Here is a 14,509-nt window from a genome sequence, read left to right as displayed (position 1 = left end):
CGCTGTCCCTTCGCGGGAGCGCCGGTCCCTTCATCCTGGCCGGCGCCTTGGTGCGTTCGTGACGCCCATCGAAGGGTGACGGGACGGTCACATAACCGTCAAATCGAATTCCCGCCTCCATTCATCCGACAATGTTATAATTCCGTGGCCCCAATCACTTCGCGGCCTCGGCGAGGCCGCCCAGCTCGCTGCGGAAGCGCCGGGCCTCCTCCAGGAAGCCGGCCAGGAAATCCTCGGCGATCATCGACAGCGGCACCTGGGCCGAGCGCAGGATGGCGATGTCGAAGGTGATCTTCGGCTCGAAGGGGCGGACGACCAGCCCGTGCGGGATGTAGTCGTAGGCGGTGAAGGGATCGACGATCGACACGCCGTAGCCGGCGGCGACCATGGCGCAGGCGCTCATGGTGAGCTGCGCCTCCACCCGCATGACGCGGGACACCTCGTGGTCGGCGAAGGTGGTGTCGATGCGGTAGCGCAGCAACGTCGGCGGGGTGGTGGAGATGAAGCTCTCGCCGTGGAAATCCTTGGGAACCAGCACGTCCTTGGCGGCCAGCGGGTGGCCGGGCGGCAGGATGGCGACGGCGGGCAGGCCGGGCAGCTTCTCGGTCAGCACGGCGGCGTGGTCGATGGGGGTGTGGGCGAGGCCCAGCTCGCACTGGCCGGTCGCCACCCAGTCGAGGATGATCGGCGAGGTGCTGCCGCGCACCGCGATGTCGACCTTCGGCCGTTCCGCCAGGAAACGGGCGACGTAGCGCGGCAGGAAGCCGACGCCGAGCGCCGGCATCGAGGCGACCCGCAGAGTGCCGCTGCGCCGCGCTGTCAGGTCGCGGGCGGTCTGCTCGATCAACTCCAGCCCGACGAAGGAGCGGTCGACGACCTGATAGAGCGACATCGCCTCGCTGGTGGGCGCGATGCGCGGGCCGCGCCGCTCGAACAGCGTCAGCTTCAGCGCGTATTGCAGGTCGCTGATCAGCCGGCTGACCGCCGGCTGCGAGATGTTCAGCAGTTCCGCCGCCGAGGTGATGCCGCCGGTCAGCATGACCGCGCGGAACGCCTCGATCTGCCGTGGATTGATCATCGCCGCCGTTCCCCGCCCGTTCGCCATGTTGTGGGTTATTCATAACATTCATGCATGAATGCCCCGTCCAATCTGATTTGACAGTTATAAGTTGGCTGGGGATGCTGCTGCAAGGATCGGACGGCACCGGCCCTTGGCGGCGGTCTCCAGCGACGGGGGCACCGCGCATGACGGGCCGGTCCGCGGGCTCTTCCGTCCAATGACCGCATGGTCGCGGCCGGAAACCCACCAGAAAAACGGAATCATCCGGAAGAACCGGCGGCACCGGCGGTTCGGGCGGGCGGAGCGGATTCCCCCCACGATCAGGTGGGAGGTCTGAGTCAGCGAGAGGCCGAGGACGGGAGTGGAGACGATGGCAGAGCCCAATCAGGGCACAGCAGGGCGGGGCGCCAATCAGCAGGGCGGGGAATTCGACATCGCCGTGGTCGGCGGCGGGCTGGTCGGCACGGCGGTGGCCTGGGGCCTCGCCCGTACCGGCGCCAAGGTGGCGGTGCTGGACGAGGGCGACGTCGCGGTGCGCCCGTCGCGCGGCAACTTCGCGCTGGTCTGGCTCCAGGGCAAGGGCATGGGCATGCCGGAATACGCCGGCTGGACCAGGGCCTCGACCGAGATCTGGGCCGGCTTCGCCGACACGCTGCGCGAACAGACCGGCATCGACGTCGCCTACCGCAAGCCCGGCGGCTTCATGCCGGTGCTCTCCGAACAGGAGCTGGAGGACCGCGCCAACGCCATGAAGCGGCTGCACAACCAGCCCGACATGGTGCGCTACCCCTATGAGGTGCTCGACCGCGCCGCCCTGCTGAAGGAAATGCCTTTCATCGGGCCGGAGGTCGCCGGCGGCACCTATTGCCCGCTCGACGGCCATTGCAACTCGCTGCGGCTGTTGCGCGCCCTGCACGCCGGGCTGGAGCGCAGCGGCGTCGCCTACCGCCCCAACCACCGGGTGGACAGGATCGAGCCGCGCGACGGCGGCTTCTGTCTGACCACCGCGAATGGCGAGATCCGCGCCGGCAAGGTGGTGCTGGCCGCCGGCCACGACAGCGCCCGGCTCGCCCCGATGGTCGGGCTGGAGGCGCCGGTGCGGCCCCAGCGCGGCCACGTCATCGTCACCGAGAAGACCGCCCCCTTCCTGCGCCACCCCACCGGCTATGTCCGGCAGACCGACGAGGGCGGGGTGATGATCGGCGACAGCTTCGAGGAGGCCGGCTTCGACACCACCTTGCAGCCCGGTGTCTCCTCGGCCATCGCCGAGCGGGCGATCCGCTTCTTTCCGCTGCTCGCCAAGCTGAACGTGGTGCGGAGCTGGGCGGCGCTGCGGGTGCTCAGTCCCGACGGCTACCCGATCTACGAGCAGTCGGCGACGGCGCCCGGTGCCTTCGTCGTCACCTGCCACAGCGGCGTCACGCTCGCCGCCAACCACGCGCTGACCCTGGCGCCGCTGATCGCGGCCGGGGGATTGAGCGACGCGTTCACGGTCTTCAGCGCCCGGAGGTTCCATGTTCCGCAGGCTGCCTGACATCGCGGGCGACCGCGTGTCCTTCACCATCGACGGCCGCCCGGCCGAGGCGCGGAGCGGCGACAGCGTCGCCGCCGCCCTGCTGGCCAACGGCGTCGCCGCCTGCCGCAACACCCCCGTTTCGGGGGTGGCGCGCGGCCCCTATTGCATGATGGGCGTGTGCTTCGACTGCCTCGTCACCATCGACGGGACCGGCAACCGCCAGGGCTGCCAGGTGCGCGTGGCGCCGGGCATGGCGGTGGAAACCCAGGACGGCAAGCGGGGGATTGAGTGATGAGCGAGCCGGCGATGAGCGCGCATGACTTCGACCTCGCGGTGATCGGCTCCGGCCCGGCCGGGCTGGCGGCGGCGGCGCTTGCCGCCTCGCGCGGCCTGTCCACCGTGCTGCTCGACGAGCAGCCGGAGGCCGGTGGCCAGATCTACCGCGCCATCACCGAGACGCCGGTGCGCGACCGCCATGTGCTGGGGCCGGACTACTGGCACGGTGCCGAGCTGCTGGGGCCGCTGCGCGACAGCGGCGCCGCCCATTGGCCGGGAACCACCGTGTGGAGCGTTGCCCGCCCGCGCGAGGATGGCACCAGTGGTGAACGGATCTTGCAGATCGGCCTGTCGCGCAACGGCTCGGCGGCGATGCTGACGGTGCGTCACGTCCTGATGGCGACCGGCGCCCTGGAGCGGCCCTTCCCGATCCCCGGCTGGACCTTGCCGGGCGTGCTGGGAGCCGGAGCGGCGCAGATTCTGCTGAAGAGTTCCGGGCTCGTCCCCTCGGGCCACACCGTGCTGGCCGGGACCGGGCCGCTGCTGTGGCTGCTGGCCTGGCAGTATCTGCGGGCCGGATCGGCGCTCGACGCCATCCTCGACACCACCCCGCGCGGCAACTGGCGCGCGGCTCTGCCGCTGCTGCCCGCCTTCCTGCGCTCTCCCTATCTCGGCAAGGGGGCGAAGCTGCTGCTGGAGGTCCGCCGCAAGGTGAAGGTCATCGACGGCGTCACCGACCTTCGGGCCGAAGGGCAGGGGACGCTGTCCAGCGTCGTCTACCGCCAGGGCGACGGGGCGGAGCAGCGGCTCGCCGCCGACACGCTGCTGCTGCACCAGGGCGTGGTGCCGAACCTCAACCTTGCCAACGCCACCGGCTGCGCCCAGAACTGGGACGAGACCCAGCGCTGCTGGCGGCCGACCACCGACGATTGGGGCGCCACCTCGGTCGAGGGCGTGTCGCTGGCCGGCGACGGCGCCGGCATCGGCGGGGCGCTGGCGGCCGAGCATGCCGGACGCGTCGCGGCGCTCGACGTGCTGCACCGGCTGGGCCGCATCGACCGTGCCGAGCGCGACCGCAGCGCGGTTCCGCACCGCGAGGCGCTGGAGCGCGCCCTGCGTGGCCGCGCCTTCCTCGACACGCTGTACCGCCCGGCGGACGTCTTCCGTGCCCCGGCCGACGACACCATCGTCTGCCGTTGCGAGGAGGTCACGGCCGGCGCGGTGCGCGAGGCGGTGCGGCTCGGCTGCACCGGTCCCAACCAGGCGAAGTCCTTCCTGCGCTGCGGCATGGGGCCGTGCCAGGGCCGGCTCTGCGGCCCGACGGTGACCGAGGTCATCGCCGCCGAGCGCGGCGTGTCGCCGGCCGAGGTCGGCTACTACCGCCTGCGCCCGCCGGTGAAGCCGATCACGCTCGCCGAGTTGGCGGCGCTGCCGAAGAGCGCCGCCGACATCGCCGCCGTCGACAAGCACTGAGGGCGCCGCGCGATGGCCAGCCCGACGCCAGCCTCTTCAGCGTCACTCTGGAAGCCGGACGTCATCGTCATCGGCGGCGGCCTGCACGGCTGCTCGGCGGCGTTGCATCTGTCGATGCGCGGCGTCCGGGTGCTGGTGCTGGAGAAGGACCATGTCGGCCGCCATGCCTCCGGCGTCAACGCCGGCGGGGTGCGCCAGCTCGGCCGCGACGTCGCCGAGGTGCCGCTCACCGTCGCCTCGATGGCGCTGTGGCACCGCATCGGCGAGCTGGTGGACGACGATTGCGGCTTCGAGAGCCACGGCCAGCTCAAGGTCGCCGAGAGCGAGGCCGAACTGGCCGGGCTGGAGGCGCGCGCCGCCGAACTGCGGGCGCTGGGATTCCACCATGAGGAGGTGATCGGGCAGGCCGAACTGCGCGGCCTCGTGCCGGCCATCGCCGGCCATTGCATCGGCGCCCTGGTCTCGCGCGGCGACGGGGCGGCGATCCCCTTCCGCACCACCTTCGCCTTCCGCCGCAAGGCGATCGCGCTGGGCGCCCGCTTCGAGGAGGGCGCCGGGGTGGCGCGCGTCGTCCGCGTCGGCGACGTGTGGAGCGTCGAGACGACCGGCGGCGACCGCCACGAGGCGCCGATCCTGGTCAATTGCGCCGGGGCCTGGGCCGACCGCATCGCCGCCCAGCTCGGCGAGCCGGTGCCGCTGGAGGTCATCGCGCCCATGCTGATGATCACCGCGCGGGTGCCGCCCTTCATCAAGCCGGTGGTGGGGGCGACCGGCCGCACCCTGTCCTTCAAGCAGTTCCCCAACGGCACGGTGCTGATCGGCGGCGGGCTGCTCGGCCGGGCGGTGCGCGACGAGAACCGGACGGAGCTGGACTTCTCGCAGGTGTCGGTCAACGCCCGCACGGTGTGGGACCTGTTCCCGGTGATGCGCGGCGCCACCATCGTCCGCTCCTGGGCGGGGATCGAGGCGCGGATGCCCGACCAGATCCCGGTCATCGGCCCCAGCGGCACGCAGCCGGGGGTCTTCCACGCCTTCGGCTTCTCGGCGCACGGCTTCCAGCTCGGCCCCATCGTCGGACGGATCACCGCCGACCTGATCACGCGGGGCGGAACCGACCTGCCCATCGCGCCCTTCCACATCGGGCGCTTCGCCGCCTGAAATCCTGAATGATTATGGAGCCTCCCATGCCCATCCAGCGCATCGACCCCGGCCCGCGCATGAGCGAAATGGTGATCCACAACGACACCATCTATCTGTCCGGCCAGATCGCCGAAGACGGCTCGACCACGGTCGAGGCGCAGACCCGCGACGTGCTGCGCCAGATCGACGCCCGGCTGGCCGAGGTCGGCAGCGGCAAGGACCGCCTGCTCAGCGCCACCGTCTTCCTCGCCGACATCGCGACCTTCGCCGAGATGAACGCGGCCTGGGACGCCTGGGTCGATTCCGCCAACGCCCCGACCCGCGCGACGGTGGAGGCGAGGCTCGCCGACCCGGCGCTGCTGGTCGAGATCCTGGTCGTCGCGGCGCGCTAAACGGTCGCCCCAATCCCCCTCCCCTGCGAAGCGGGGGAGGGTCGGGGTGGGGGCACGTCTCAAACACCCATCACGGAGCCCACCATGAAACGCCTCGCGCTGGGCGTTGCCGCCCTGCTGTGCCTGTCGTCAACGGTCTACGCCGCCGCGCCGGTGCGCATCGCCACCGAGGGCGCCTACCCACCCTTCAACTTCACCCAGCCCGACGGCAAGGTCGCCGGGCTGGAGGTGGATCTCGCCAACGCGCTGTGCGAGCGCATGGCGCGGCCCTGCACCGTGATGGTCCAGGACTGGGACGGCATCATCCCCGGCCTGCTGGCGAAGAAGTACGATGCCATCATGGCGACGATGAACATCACGCCGGAGCGCGCCAAGGCCATCGGCTTCTCGACGCCCTACATGGTGGTGCCGGCCTATTTCGTCGCCCCGGCCAACTCCGCCATCGACGGCTCGCCGGACAGTTTGCGCGGCAAGACGATCGGCGCCCAGATCTCGACCACCCATTCCCGCTACGTCGAGACGCATTTCGGCGGTGCCGCGACGCTGAAGACCTACGACACCGCATCGAACCTGCTGGCCGACCTCAAGTCTGGCCGAATCGACGCCGCCATCACCACCGGCGCCACCGCGTCGGACTGGGTGAAGGGCGACGCCGCCAAGTCGATCCGTCTGGTCGGCCAGCCGGTGATCGACCCGGCGGTGTTCGGCCCCGGCATCGGCGTCGGCCTGCGCAAGGAGGATGCCGAGCTGAAGGCCGCCTTCGACGCCGCCATCCAGTCGGTGGTCAAAGACGGCACGCTGGCCCGCATCGCCGCCCGCTACGTCGATTTCTCCATCACGCCCTAAACCCCACCCATCACCACACGCAATCGGGAGAGTTCCTGTGATCAAGCGCATCGAGAAGACCAAGATCATGCACCGCGTCGTCACCCACAACGGCATCGCCTTCCTGGGGGGCATCATCGCCGACGACGTCAGCGTCGGCATGGGCGGTCAGGTGACGCAGATTTGCGCCAAGCTGGACCAGGTCCTGGCGCTGGCCGGCACCGACAAGACCAAGCTGCTCTCGGCCCAGCTCTTCATCACCGACATGTCGCTGAAGAACGAGATGAACGAGTCGTGGCTCGCCTGGCTGAACGGCGACGACCTGCCGGCCCGCGCCACCATCGGCGTCGCCGACCTCGGCGCGCCGGAGATCAAGATCGAGGTGGTGGTCACCGCCGCCGTCTGAAGGCAACAATGCCGGCGGCGTTCACTCGACGCCGCCGGACAGGTGCAGGCCGGGCTCCATGGCGTCGTGCAGCACGCGCAGAACCAGCACCGCGTCGGCAAGGCCGATCGACGATCCCGGCACGTAATAGAGTGTGTGCGACGCTGCCCCCCGTCGGCCGGCGGCCAGTTCGACATGGAAGGACCGCACCCCGTCGGCCAACTCGTCGCGCGGGCGCGAGCCGGGGCGTGCCGGCTGCTCGGCGATCATCAGGGCCGCCCGCTCGATCAGGGCGGCGTAGCGGTCGCGCTGGACGGGGCCGAACCGGCGGGCGCTCGCGCGCAGGATGTCGGCCACGTCCTGTTCGGCCAGCCGGGTGAGGCGGTAGGGCGCTGTCCGGTCGGTCAATTCAACCCGTCATCCGCCTCGCGGTCGGCCGCCGCGATGTCGGCGATGGTCCGGCCGGAGAATTCTCCGGCGCGGGCCTGCTCCAACCCGCGCCCAACCTCGCGGCGCAGGACCGCAAGCTTCTCGTCCTGGACGGCCTTTTCCCGGCGCAGCAGGCGCAGGCTGTCGCGCACCACCTCGCTGGCGCTGCCGTAATCGCCCGACGCCACCGCGCTTTCGACGAAGGCGACGAACTCCGCCGGCAGGCTGACATTCATGGTCGGCATCGACGCTCCCTCCCGCGGATTCCGCAGGGAAGAGTGGGAGCGCTGGCAAAATTTGTCAACGCTCCTGGCCGGCCTTCACGGGGCAGCCTTCAGTGGCCGGTGTGCTTGGGGAAGGACGCCGCCCGGTCGGCCGGATCCACCACCGTCACGTTGGTCATCATGCCGACGTCCTCGTGGTCGAGGATGTGGCAGTGGATGGGGAAGCTGCCGGAGAAGTCGGTGTATTGGGTCAGCGCCTTGTAGCCCTTCGGGCCGGCCAGCATGGTGTCGCGCCACATCGGGGTCGAGAGCGTCTTTCCGGCCACCTCGGTGACGAGGAACGGGTTGACGTGGATGTGGAAGACATGCAGGCCGGGGCTGTCGACGAAATACTGATCGACGGACCCCAGCGGCGGCTGGAACAGCACGCGGCCGGGGCAGAACAGCTCGCCGCTGACCTGGAACTTGAGGGAGGTCGGCGTGGCGTCGGGCCGATAGCTCGGCAGGCCGTCGCTTGGCGGCTTGGTCGGGTTGGTGAAGGCGTTGACGTCGTAGTTGATGTAGCGGTAGCCGTCGGGCTTGCTGGCGGCGGTGATGGCCGGCACCAGCGGGCGGGGCAGGGGGGCGGTCGGCAGCGGCATCGGCTTTGCCGGGCCGGCAACGGCGACGGCGAAGAGGGTGGTGGGGTCGCCGTTGAAGGGGGCCTCCTGCCAGACGCCGCCGATCTCGAAGCCGGCGGTCAGGCCGGCCGGCAGCGGCGCGCCGTTCTTGTCGAACTGCACGTAGCGCCCGACCTGCGCCAGCAATTGCCCCGGTTTGGCCGGCGCCTGCACCAGGATGTCGGCCCGCCCGCCCGGCGGCAGATAGACCGCCTTCACCGACGCCGCCTTCGGGCTGAAGTTCACCCCGTCCATGGCGATCAGCGACAGGGCCAGCGGGTTCGGCGTCCCGGAGCCGTTCTGGGCCGTCACCACGAACTTCGCCTCGGCCTGGAAGCCGGTGTTGACGATGCGCCAGCGCTGCACCTCGCCCGGCTGCATGGCCAGCGTCCGGCCGATGGTGCCGTTGACCGTCCAGTCGGCGGCGGTGTCCGGCCCGGCGGCGTTCCACAGCGTGTCGAAATCCGGCAGTTCGCCGGCCGCGTTCAGAACCACCTGCTGGATCAGCAGCACCTGTTCGGTGACGCCGGCGATGCCCGGCACGGCGTCGACGGTGCCCGGTCCGCCGCGGACGACCAGCGCCCCGGCGGCGCCGCTCGCCACCTGCACCGCGACCGAGCCGTGGCGGTGCGGGTGGTACCAGAAGGTGCCCGGCGTGTGGTCCTTCAGGTCGTAGACATAGTCGAACCCGCCGACGAAGCTGCCGCTGTTGTCGGCGTATTTGGCGTCGGTGCCCTGCGGCAGGATTTCGAGATAGACGTTGTCGCCATGGCCCTGCGGCGAGACATGCAGGCCGTGGGTGTGGAGGTTGGTGGTGTTGAACTGGCTGGGGATGTTGACGATGTGCGGCTGGGCCTGGTCCGGGTTCAGCGGCAGGCCGTTGGCCAGACGGACCCGGAAGCTGCCGGTCTGCGCCATCTCCAGCGTCGGTCCCATCAGGTATTGCGGGGCGGACACGTTGTCGTAGACCCGCAGGTTCCTGGCCGCGCGGTCGCCGAGCTGGTAGCTCTGCGCCTTCATGCCGAGCGTGCCGGGAACGCCGGAGGCCAGCGCCAGGACCGGTGGCGTCGGGAGGGCGTCGGCCACCAGCCCGAGGGGCTGGGCGTTGCGGGCGAGCGCCGCGCGGGTGCGCTGGGCGGGGGTGCGGATGCGGCTGCCCAGCAGGCCGGGATGGGTCGCGGCGTGGCCGACATGACCGCCCACCTGGGCCTGCGCGCCGCCCGCTCCGCCTGCCACCGCCGTCGCCGCAAGAACGGCGGTACCGCCCAGCAGGGCCGACCGCCGCGAGATCGCGTGCTTCTCAAGCCAGTTCTTCAGCATTCCCATCCATCCGGTTCGTGCACGGCGCCGCCGCTCTGTATTTTTCAGAGAAATCTGCCGAAGATAACTTCCTAAAACGAGCATTATTTTCCAAAAAACGCTCAATGAGGGATTTTGTCGATTCCTGTCATTTCTTGTCGTTTTCCAGCGTCGGGCGGACCCGTTCCGCACACCGCCGTTCCCATCGGGTGGCGTGTCCCCCATATTGCGGATGCGCAAGGCATGGGCGGGGGGCACCGCCGCGCGAATGGACGGAGGGGCAGACATGAGCGAACCCAACCCCGCGGTCGAAACCATCGTCGTGCCGCGGACCAGCGACATCGGCGGGCTGGAGGTTCGCCGCGCCTTGCCCTCCATCCAGCGGCGGATGGTCGGTCCCTTCGTCTTCCTCGATCAGATGGGCCCGGCGCTGCTGCGCGCCGGCAGCGGGCTGGACGTGCGGCCGCACCCACACATCGGCCTCGCCACCGTGACCTACCTGTTCGAGGGCGAGATTCTGCACCGCGACAGCCTGGGCACGGTGCGGACGATCCGGCCGGGCGCGGTGAACTGGATGACCGCCGGCAGCGGCATCGTTCATTCCGAACGCACGCCCGCCGAGGCACGCGGCGCCGACAACCCGCTCGCCGGCATCCAGATGTGGGTCGCCCTGCCCAAGCCGCTGGAGGAAACCGCCCCGACCTTCGCCCACCACCCGGCCGACACTCTGCCGGTCGTCGAGGGCGACGGGGCGCGGGTGCGGCTGATCGCCGGCGATCTGTACGGCCGGCGGTCGCCGGTGCCGACCCTGTCCGACATGTTCTACGCCGACGCCGCGCTCGATGCCGGCGCGCGGCTGGAACTTCCGGCCGCGCACGAGGAGCGGGCGGCCTACATCGCGTCCGGCCGGGTCACGGTGGCCGGCGACCTGTTCGAGGCCGGGCGCCTGCTGGTGTTCCGGCCGGGCGACCCGATCCTGTTCGAGGCCGGCGAAGCGGCGCGTGTCCTGCTGCTCGGCGGCGAGCCGCTCGACGGGCCGCGCCGCATGTGGTGGAACTTCGTGTCCAGTTCGCAGGACCGGATCGAACAGGCCAAGGAGGATTGGCGGGCCGGGCGCTTCACCCCGGTGCCGGGCGAGGGCGAGGCCATCCCCCTCCCGGAAACCCCGCCGCCGCCCGTCCGCTATCCCTGAAGCGGCGACACCGCTTCCGGCGTTCCGCTTGCTCTTGTGGGAAATCCGGCTACCATGCTCGCCTGCCGGTCGTGGCCGGCGGATCGGGCCGGCACATGGATGGAGGCGGGGCGGATGGAGCGTGGCGACGGCGGTTACATGCGGGTCGTCGCCGGGATGCCCGACCCCGCGAACCGTCTGCCGCCCAGCGCCGGGCGGCGGCTGAAGGAGGAGGAGCGGCGGGCTCTGGTCGCCCGGCTGCGCGGCCAGGGCTGGAGCTACCGCCGCATCTCCGACGAGTTGAACATCAGCTACGCCACCGTCTCCCGCTGGCTCGACGGGCCGGAGGCTGCCGTGCCACCGTTGCCGCCGCTACCCACCCGGCTGGGGGCGCCGCGCCCGTCGGCGGCGCCGTCCGTTCCGTCATCGCCCGCCGCGCCGGCCGCAACCCGGCTGGACACCGGGCCACCCTCGCCGGCTCTCGACCACCTGATGGCGCAGAACCATGCGCTGCTCCACCGTATCGAGCAATTGGCCGCCGCCGAAGCCGCGCACCAGCGGTCGTTGCAGGAGCTGGAGAGACGCCTGCTTGCGAGCATGGAGGAGCAGCACCGTAAGCTGGGCGACCGGCTGCTCGAGTCCGTCAAGTCGCTGCTGCGGAAGCTCCTCCCAGGCTGAGGCGGCCGGCTCTCCTTCCTCGGTGAGACGAATCCGGCAAATCGGATAAATCCAGATCTATTTTTTCGAATAGCATGCTCGTGGTAATAGACTCACGATCGTTTCTTCCATAGCCTTCCTGATATATCCCGTTGCCGCAACCACCGGCAAAACCGGGAGCAGCCAATACGCGGAAACAGGGAGGAATCGGCGTGTCTTGTGCCGCATTGCGAGAGGCATGCGTGCGCGCGGTTTTGACCGGAGCGGTCCTGGCGGCCACGCTGGTCGGCTGTTCCTTGACGGATTCGCGGATCAAGACCCGGACGCTCGACATCGAGGTCGCTCCCAACGCCAACGCCGACAACGCGGTGGCCGTCGACCTCGTGCTGGTCCACGATACCACCCTGCTGCCCGCCTTCGCCGACATGGCCGCCGCCGTCTGGTTCAAGACCCGCGACCAGTTGAAGCTGGCGAATCCGACCGGGCTGGAGGTCCAGTCCTTCGAGGTGGTTCCCGGCCAGAAGGGGCCGCGCTACGCCGTCGAGGGGCGGGGGGGCGACGCGCTCGGCGCCTTCGTCTTCGCCAACTACGACACGCCGGGCCCGCACCGTGCCCGGATCGACGGTCTTCCCGCCGTGCTGCTGAGGCTTGGCGAAAAGGATTTCGCCGTGGCCGCGCCACCCTCCTGACCCCTTTCCGCCCCGCAACCCTTCCGATCCGCGATCCCGAGACGGCATGAGCCCTTCCGCCCCGCTTCCCGACCCCATCCAGTGGTACGAGGGCATGCTGCTGACCCCGCAGCATTTCCAGCAATCCTGGCTGCGGCAGGACGACCTGCTCCACTACCATCTGGCGCGGCTGTCGCCCTTCCATTACGGCTTGCGCACGCTGATGGTGGATCAGGCGATGCTGGTCGTCGGCATCCTCCGCATCGTGGCGCTGGAGGCGGTGCTGCCCGACGGCTTGGTGGTCAGCCACCCATCCGGCGGGGCTGACGATCTGCAAGTCAGCCTGCTGCCGCACGCCGACCGGGTGAAGGAGGCGCCGGCGACCGTCCATCTGGTGGTGCCGGTGCATCGGCCCGGTTCGGCGGCGGGGGGCGAACTGTCGCGCTACCGCTCGGTCGACGGTCCGCCGGTGGTCGACGAGAACACCGGCGACAACGAGCAGGACATGCCCCGCCTGCGTCCCCGCCTGTCGCTGCTGGTGGGGGAGGAGGTGCCGGGCAAGTTCGTCGCCCTGCCCATCGCCCGCGTGGTCTACCGCGACGAAAGCTTCCAACTCACCGACTATGTGCCGCCGATCTTCGCGGCGGCGGCGGATTCGCCCCTGGCGGAGGCCGGGCGGACGCTGGCCAAGCGGCTGCGCGAGAAGGCGTCCTTCCTCGCCGGCCGGCTGCGGGCGCCCGGCGGCGCGATGCAGGCGCCGGTGCTCGCCGACACCCGCCACGCCGTGCAGTGCATGGTCGCCGGCCTGCCGCCGCTGGAGGCGCTGCTGGCTGCCGGCCCGCTCCATCCCTTCGCCTTGCATGCGGCCCTGTGCGGGGTCGCCGGTCATGTCGCAACGCTGGGGCCTGGGCTTCTGCCGCCGATCTTCGAGCGCTACGACCACCGCGACCCGCTGGCCTCCCTGCGCCCGGTGATGGAGTTCATCGAGCGGATGATCGACACGGTCAGCCAGACCTACGTCGCCGTCCGTTTCGCCGTCGAGGAGGCCGGCTTCCGCCTGAAGATCGAGGCGGCCTGGCTGGAGGGCGGCAGCCTGACCGTCGGCCTGCGCCTCGCCCCCGGCCAGACGGAGGCGGAGGCCGAATCCTGGATGGCCGACGCGCTGGTCGCGTCGGGCGAGAACATGGGGGTGCTGCGCGAACGCCGGCTGCGCGGTGTCGCCCGCCAGCGGATCGAGCGCGACGACCGGTTGGACCTGACGCCGGAGCGCGGAGTCCTGCTGTTCCGCATCGCCGCCGACCCGTCCTACGTCGAGGCCGGGCGGGTGCTGGAGATCGCCAACCCGGGCGAGCGGATGGGCGCCCGCCGTCCCGCCGAGATCACCCTGTTCGTCACGCCGCCGGGCAGCCGCCCGGCCGGCGAGCCGGCCTGAGCTGCCGGAACGGGGAGGCGTCCACCATGGAACGATCCGGCCTGGACACGTCGACGCTGCCGGTCGAAAGCGCCGATCCGGGCGTCGCCATGGCATCGTTGCTGATGGGCAGCCGCGGCGGGGATTCATTGCTGGTCCAGTTCGGCGACTTCTTCGCCGAACTGCTGCGCCTGAAATACGCGCTGGCCGCCGGCCGGCTGCACGGTGCGGGCAACGGCGACGAAGGGGGGCTGACCCCTGCGGATCTCGCCGGGCTTGTCCACCAGAGGTTGCGTGTCCTGCTGGAGGCGCAGGCGGCGCGCGCCCGCCATTGGGGCGGCAGCTATGGTGAATCGCTGTACCGCGAGGCGCAATACGTCATGGCGGCGCTGGCCGACGAGACGATGCTGCTGCGTGTGCAGTGGGAGGGGCGCGCGGTGTGGCAGGACCGGCTGCTGGAGACCGCCCTGTTCGGCACCCGCGTCGCCGGGGAACGGGTCTTCGAGCGGCTGGACGCGCTGTTGGCCGACGATTCGCGGGTGCCGGCCGATCTGGCGACGATCTATCTGGTGGCCCTGGCGCTTGGCTTCCGGGGGCGCTGCTGGCGGCCGGAGGATGACGGGGAACTGCGCGTCTACCGCACGGCCCTGGCCCGCATCATCGCGCGGGAGGACCCGGCCTTGGCGCGCGAGGCCGCCCCGCTGTTCGAACAGGCCTACGGCCACACCATCGAGCAGGGCCGCGCCGTCCGGCTGCCGCATCTGCGGCCCTGGCTGCTGGTGGGGTCGGCGCTGTTCGTCCTTTATCTCGCCGGCAGCCACACGCTGTGGATCGCGCTGATCTTCGACCTCGACCAGACGGTCCACCGGATCGAGAAGATCGAGCGGATCGATCACGCCGGCAGCGGCCAGCCGGCGGAGTGAC

Annotated in this window: 16 protein-coding genes; 12 read left to right on the top strand and 4 right to left on the bottom strand. The window is 70.6% G+C overall.

Annotation, left to right across the window (positions count from 1 at the left end; all coding sequences use genetic code 11):
* Positions 1-154: 154 nt before the first annotated feature.
* Positions 155-1,078, bottom strand: a complete 924-nt coding sequence (locus tag JN22_RS34500) for a LysR substrate-binding domain-containing protein (RefSeq protein WP_085558445.1) — start codon at positions 1,076-1,078, stop codon at positions 155-157.
* Positions 1,079-1,430: 352 nt separating this feature from the next.
* Between JN22_RS34500 and JN22_RS34495 the strand changes: the two genes are divergently transcribed.
* The 7 genes from JN22_RS34495 (at position 1,431) to JN22_RS34465 (ending at position 7,088) form a co-directional block, all read left to right on the top strand.
* Entirely contained in the window at positions 1,431-2,594 is a 1,164-nt protein-coding gene (locus tag JN22_RS34495) for an NAD(P)/FAD-dependent oxidoreductase (protein WP_085558387.1), read from the top strand.
* Positions 2,575-2,868 carry a (2Fe-2S)-binding protein gene (locus JN22_RS34490; RefSeq protein WP_085558386.1) on the top strand — a complete coding sequence of 98 codons (294 nt, stop codon included), beginning with the start codon at positions 2,575-2,577 and terminating at the stop codon, positions 2,866-2,868. The genes JN22_RS34495 and JN22_RS34490 overlap by 20 nt, the downstream gene beginning before the upstream one ends.
* Positions 2,868-4,325 carry an FAD/NAD(P)-dependent oxidoreductase gene (locus JN22_RS34485; protein WP_223678041.1) on the top strand — a complete coding sequence of 486 codons (1,458 nt, stop codon included), beginning with the start codon at positions 2,868-2,870 and terminating at the stop codon, positions 4,323-4,325. Before JN22_RS34490 ends, JN22_RS34485 begins: the two co-directional genes overlap by 1 nt.
* Positions 4,326-4,337: 12 nt before the next feature.
* Positions 4,338-5,483, top strand: coding sequence for an NAD(P)/FAD-dependent oxidoreductase (locus tag JN22_RS34480; RefSeq protein ID WP_085558385.1), 1,146 nt, complete (start codon positions 4,338-4,340; stop codon positions 5,481-5,483).
* 26 nt (positions 5,484-5,509) lie between these two features.
* Positions 5,510-5,857: a RidA family protein gene (locus JN22_RS34475; RefSeq protein WP_085558384.1), complete on the top strand. Its 348-nt coding sequence runs from the start codon at positions 5,510-5,512 to the stop codon at positions 5,855-5,857.
* Positions 5,858-5,941: 84 nt separating this feature from the next.
* Positions 5,942-6,703: a transporter substrate-binding domain-containing protein gene (locus tag JN22_RS34470; protein WP_085558383.1), complete on the top strand. Its 762-nt coding sequence runs from the start codon at positions 5,942-5,944 to the stop codon at positions 6,701-6,703.
* Between the two features lie 37 nt (positions 6,704-6,740).
* Complete coding sequence (locus JN22_RS34465) at positions 6,741-7,088, top strand: RidA family protein (RefSeq protein WP_085558382.1); 348 nt, start codon at positions 6,741-6,743, stop codon at positions 7,086-7,088.
* A gap of 21 nt (positions 7,089-7,109) precedes the next feature.
* Here JN22_RS34465 and JN22_RS34460 read toward each other — a convergent pair whose 3' ends face one another.
* The 3 genes from JN22_RS34460 to JN22_RS34450 all read right to left on the bottom strand — a co-directional run bounded on the left by JN22_RS34460 (position 7,110) and on the right by JN22_RS34450 (position 9,705).
* The gene (locus JN22_RS34460) at positions 7,110-7,475 is read right to left on the bottom strand and encodes a type II toxin-antitoxin system RelE/ParE family toxin (protein ID WP_085558381.1); all 366 of its coding nucleotides are present in this window, start codon (positions 7,473-7,475) and stop codon (positions 7,110-7,112) included.
* Positions 7,472-7,741 carry a type II toxin-antitoxin system ParD family antitoxin gene (locus tag JN22_RS34455; RefSeq protein ID WP_085558380.1) on the bottom strand — a complete coding sequence of 90 codons (270 nt, stop codon included), beginning with the start codon at positions 7,739-7,741 and terminating at the stop codon, positions 7,472-7,474. The genes JN22_RS34460 and JN22_RS34455 overlap by 4 nt, the downstream gene beginning before the upstream one ends.
* Before the next feature lie 89 nt (positions 7,742-7,830).
* Entirely contained in the window at positions 7,831-9,705 is a 1,875-nt protein-coding gene (locus JN22_RS34450; protein ID WP_179166362.1) for a multicopper oxidase family protein, read from the bottom strand.
* 259 nt (positions 9,706-9,964) lie between these two features.
* Between JN22_RS34450 and JN22_RS34445 the strand changes: the two genes are divergently transcribed.
* The 5 genes from JN22_RS34445 (at position 9,965) to JN22_RS34425 (ending at position 14,508) form a co-directional block, all read left to right on the top strand.
* Positions 9,965-10,870: a pirin family protein gene (locus tag JN22_RS34445; RefSeq protein ID WP_143269053.1), complete on the top strand. Its 906-nt coding sequence runs from the start codon at positions 9,965-9,967 to the stop codon at positions 10,868-10,870.
* A gap of 54 nt (positions 10,871-10,924) precedes the next feature.
* Positions 10,925-11,527, top strand: coding sequence for a helix-turn-helix domain-containing protein (locus tag JN22_RS34440; protein ID WP_223678040.1), 603 nt, complete (start codon positions 10,925-10,927; stop codon positions 11,525-11,527).
* A gap of 221 nt (positions 11,528-11,748) precedes the next feature.
* Positions 11,749-12,195 (top strand): hypothetical protein, encoded by a 447-nt coding sequence (locus JN22_RS34435; RefSeq protein WP_085558377.1) that lies wholly within the window; start codon positions 11,749-11,751, stop codon positions 12,193-12,195.
* A 46-nt stretch (positions 12,196-12,241) separates the two neighbouring features.
* Positions 12,242-13,606 carry a type VI secretion system baseplate subunit TssK gene (gene tssK / locus JN22_RS34430; RefSeq protein ID WP_085558376.1) on the top strand — a complete coding sequence of 455 codons (1,365 nt, stop codon included), beginning with the start codon at positions 12,242-12,244 and terminating at the stop codon, positions 13,604-13,606.
* Between the two features lie 26 nt (positions 13,607-13,632).
* Entirely contained in the window at positions 13,633-14,508 is an 876-nt protein-coding gene (locus JN22_RS34425) for a DotU family type IV/VI secretion system protein (protein WP_085558375.1), read from the top strand.
* Position 14,509 lies beyond the last annotated feature (1 nt).

The organism is Azospirillum agricola, from assembly GCF_020005195.1.
In the GTDB taxonomy this organism is placed as follows: domain Bacteria; phylum Pseudomonadota; class Alphaproteobacteria; order Azospirillales; family Azospirillaceae; genus Azospirillum; species Azospirillum agricola.
This window is presented reverse-complemented; position numbering and strand designations above follow the sequence as displayed.

Bases quoted from the DNA above. Each gene is read 5' to 3' on its own strand.
- JN22_RS34500 (WP_085558445.1), bottom strand. From the start codon at position 1,078: ATGATCAATCCACGGCAGATCGAGGCGTTCCGCGCGGTCATGCTGACC.
- JN22_RS34495 (WP_085558387.1), top strand. From the start codon at position 1,431: ATGGCAGAGCCCAATCAGGGCACAGCAGGGCGGGGCGCCAATCAGCAG.
- JN22_RS34490 (WP_085558386.1), top strand. From the start codon at position 2,575: ATGTTCCGCAGGCTGCCTGACATCGCGGGCGACCGCGTGTCCTTCACC.
- JN22_RS34485 (WP_223678041.1), top strand. From the start codon at position 2,868: ATGAGCGAGCCGGCGATGAGCGCGCATGACTTCGACCTCGCGGTGATC.
- JN22_RS34480 (WP_085558385.1), top strand. From the start codon at position 4,338: ATGGCCAGCCCGACGCCAGCCTCTTCAGCGTCACTCTGGAAGCCGGAC.
- JN22_RS34475 (WP_085558384.1), top strand. From the start codon at position 5,510: ATGCCCATCCAGCGCATCGACCCCGGCCCGCGCATGAGCGAAATGGTG.
- JN22_RS34470 (WP_085558383.1), top strand. From the start codon at position 5,942: ATGAAACGCCTCGCGCTGGGCGTTGCCGCCCTGCTGTGCCTGTCGTCA.
- JN22_RS34455 (WP_085558380.1), bottom strand. From the start codon at position 7,741: ATGCCGACCATGAATGTCAGCCTGCCGGCGGAGTTCGTCGCCTTCGTC.
- JN22_RS34450 (WP_179166362.1), bottom strand. From the start codon at position 9,705: ATGGGAATGCTGAAGAACTGGCTTGAGAAGCACGCGATCTCGCGGCGG.
- JN22_RS34445 (WP_143269053.1), top strand. From the start codon at position 9,965: ATGAGCGAACCCAACCCCGCGGTCGAAACCATCGTCGTGCCGCGGACC.
- JN22_RS34440 (WP_223678040.1), top strand. From the start codon at position 10,925: ATGCTCGCCTGCCGGTCGTGGCCGGCGGATCGGGCCGGCACATGGATG.
- tssK (WP_085558376.1), top strand. From the start codon at position 12,242: ATGAGCCCTTCCGCCCCGCTTCCCGACCCCATCCAGTGGTACGAGGGC.
- JN22_RS34425 (WP_085558375.1), top strand. From the start codon at position 13,633: ATGGAACGATCCGGCCTGGACACGTCGACGCTGCCGGTCGAAAGCGCC.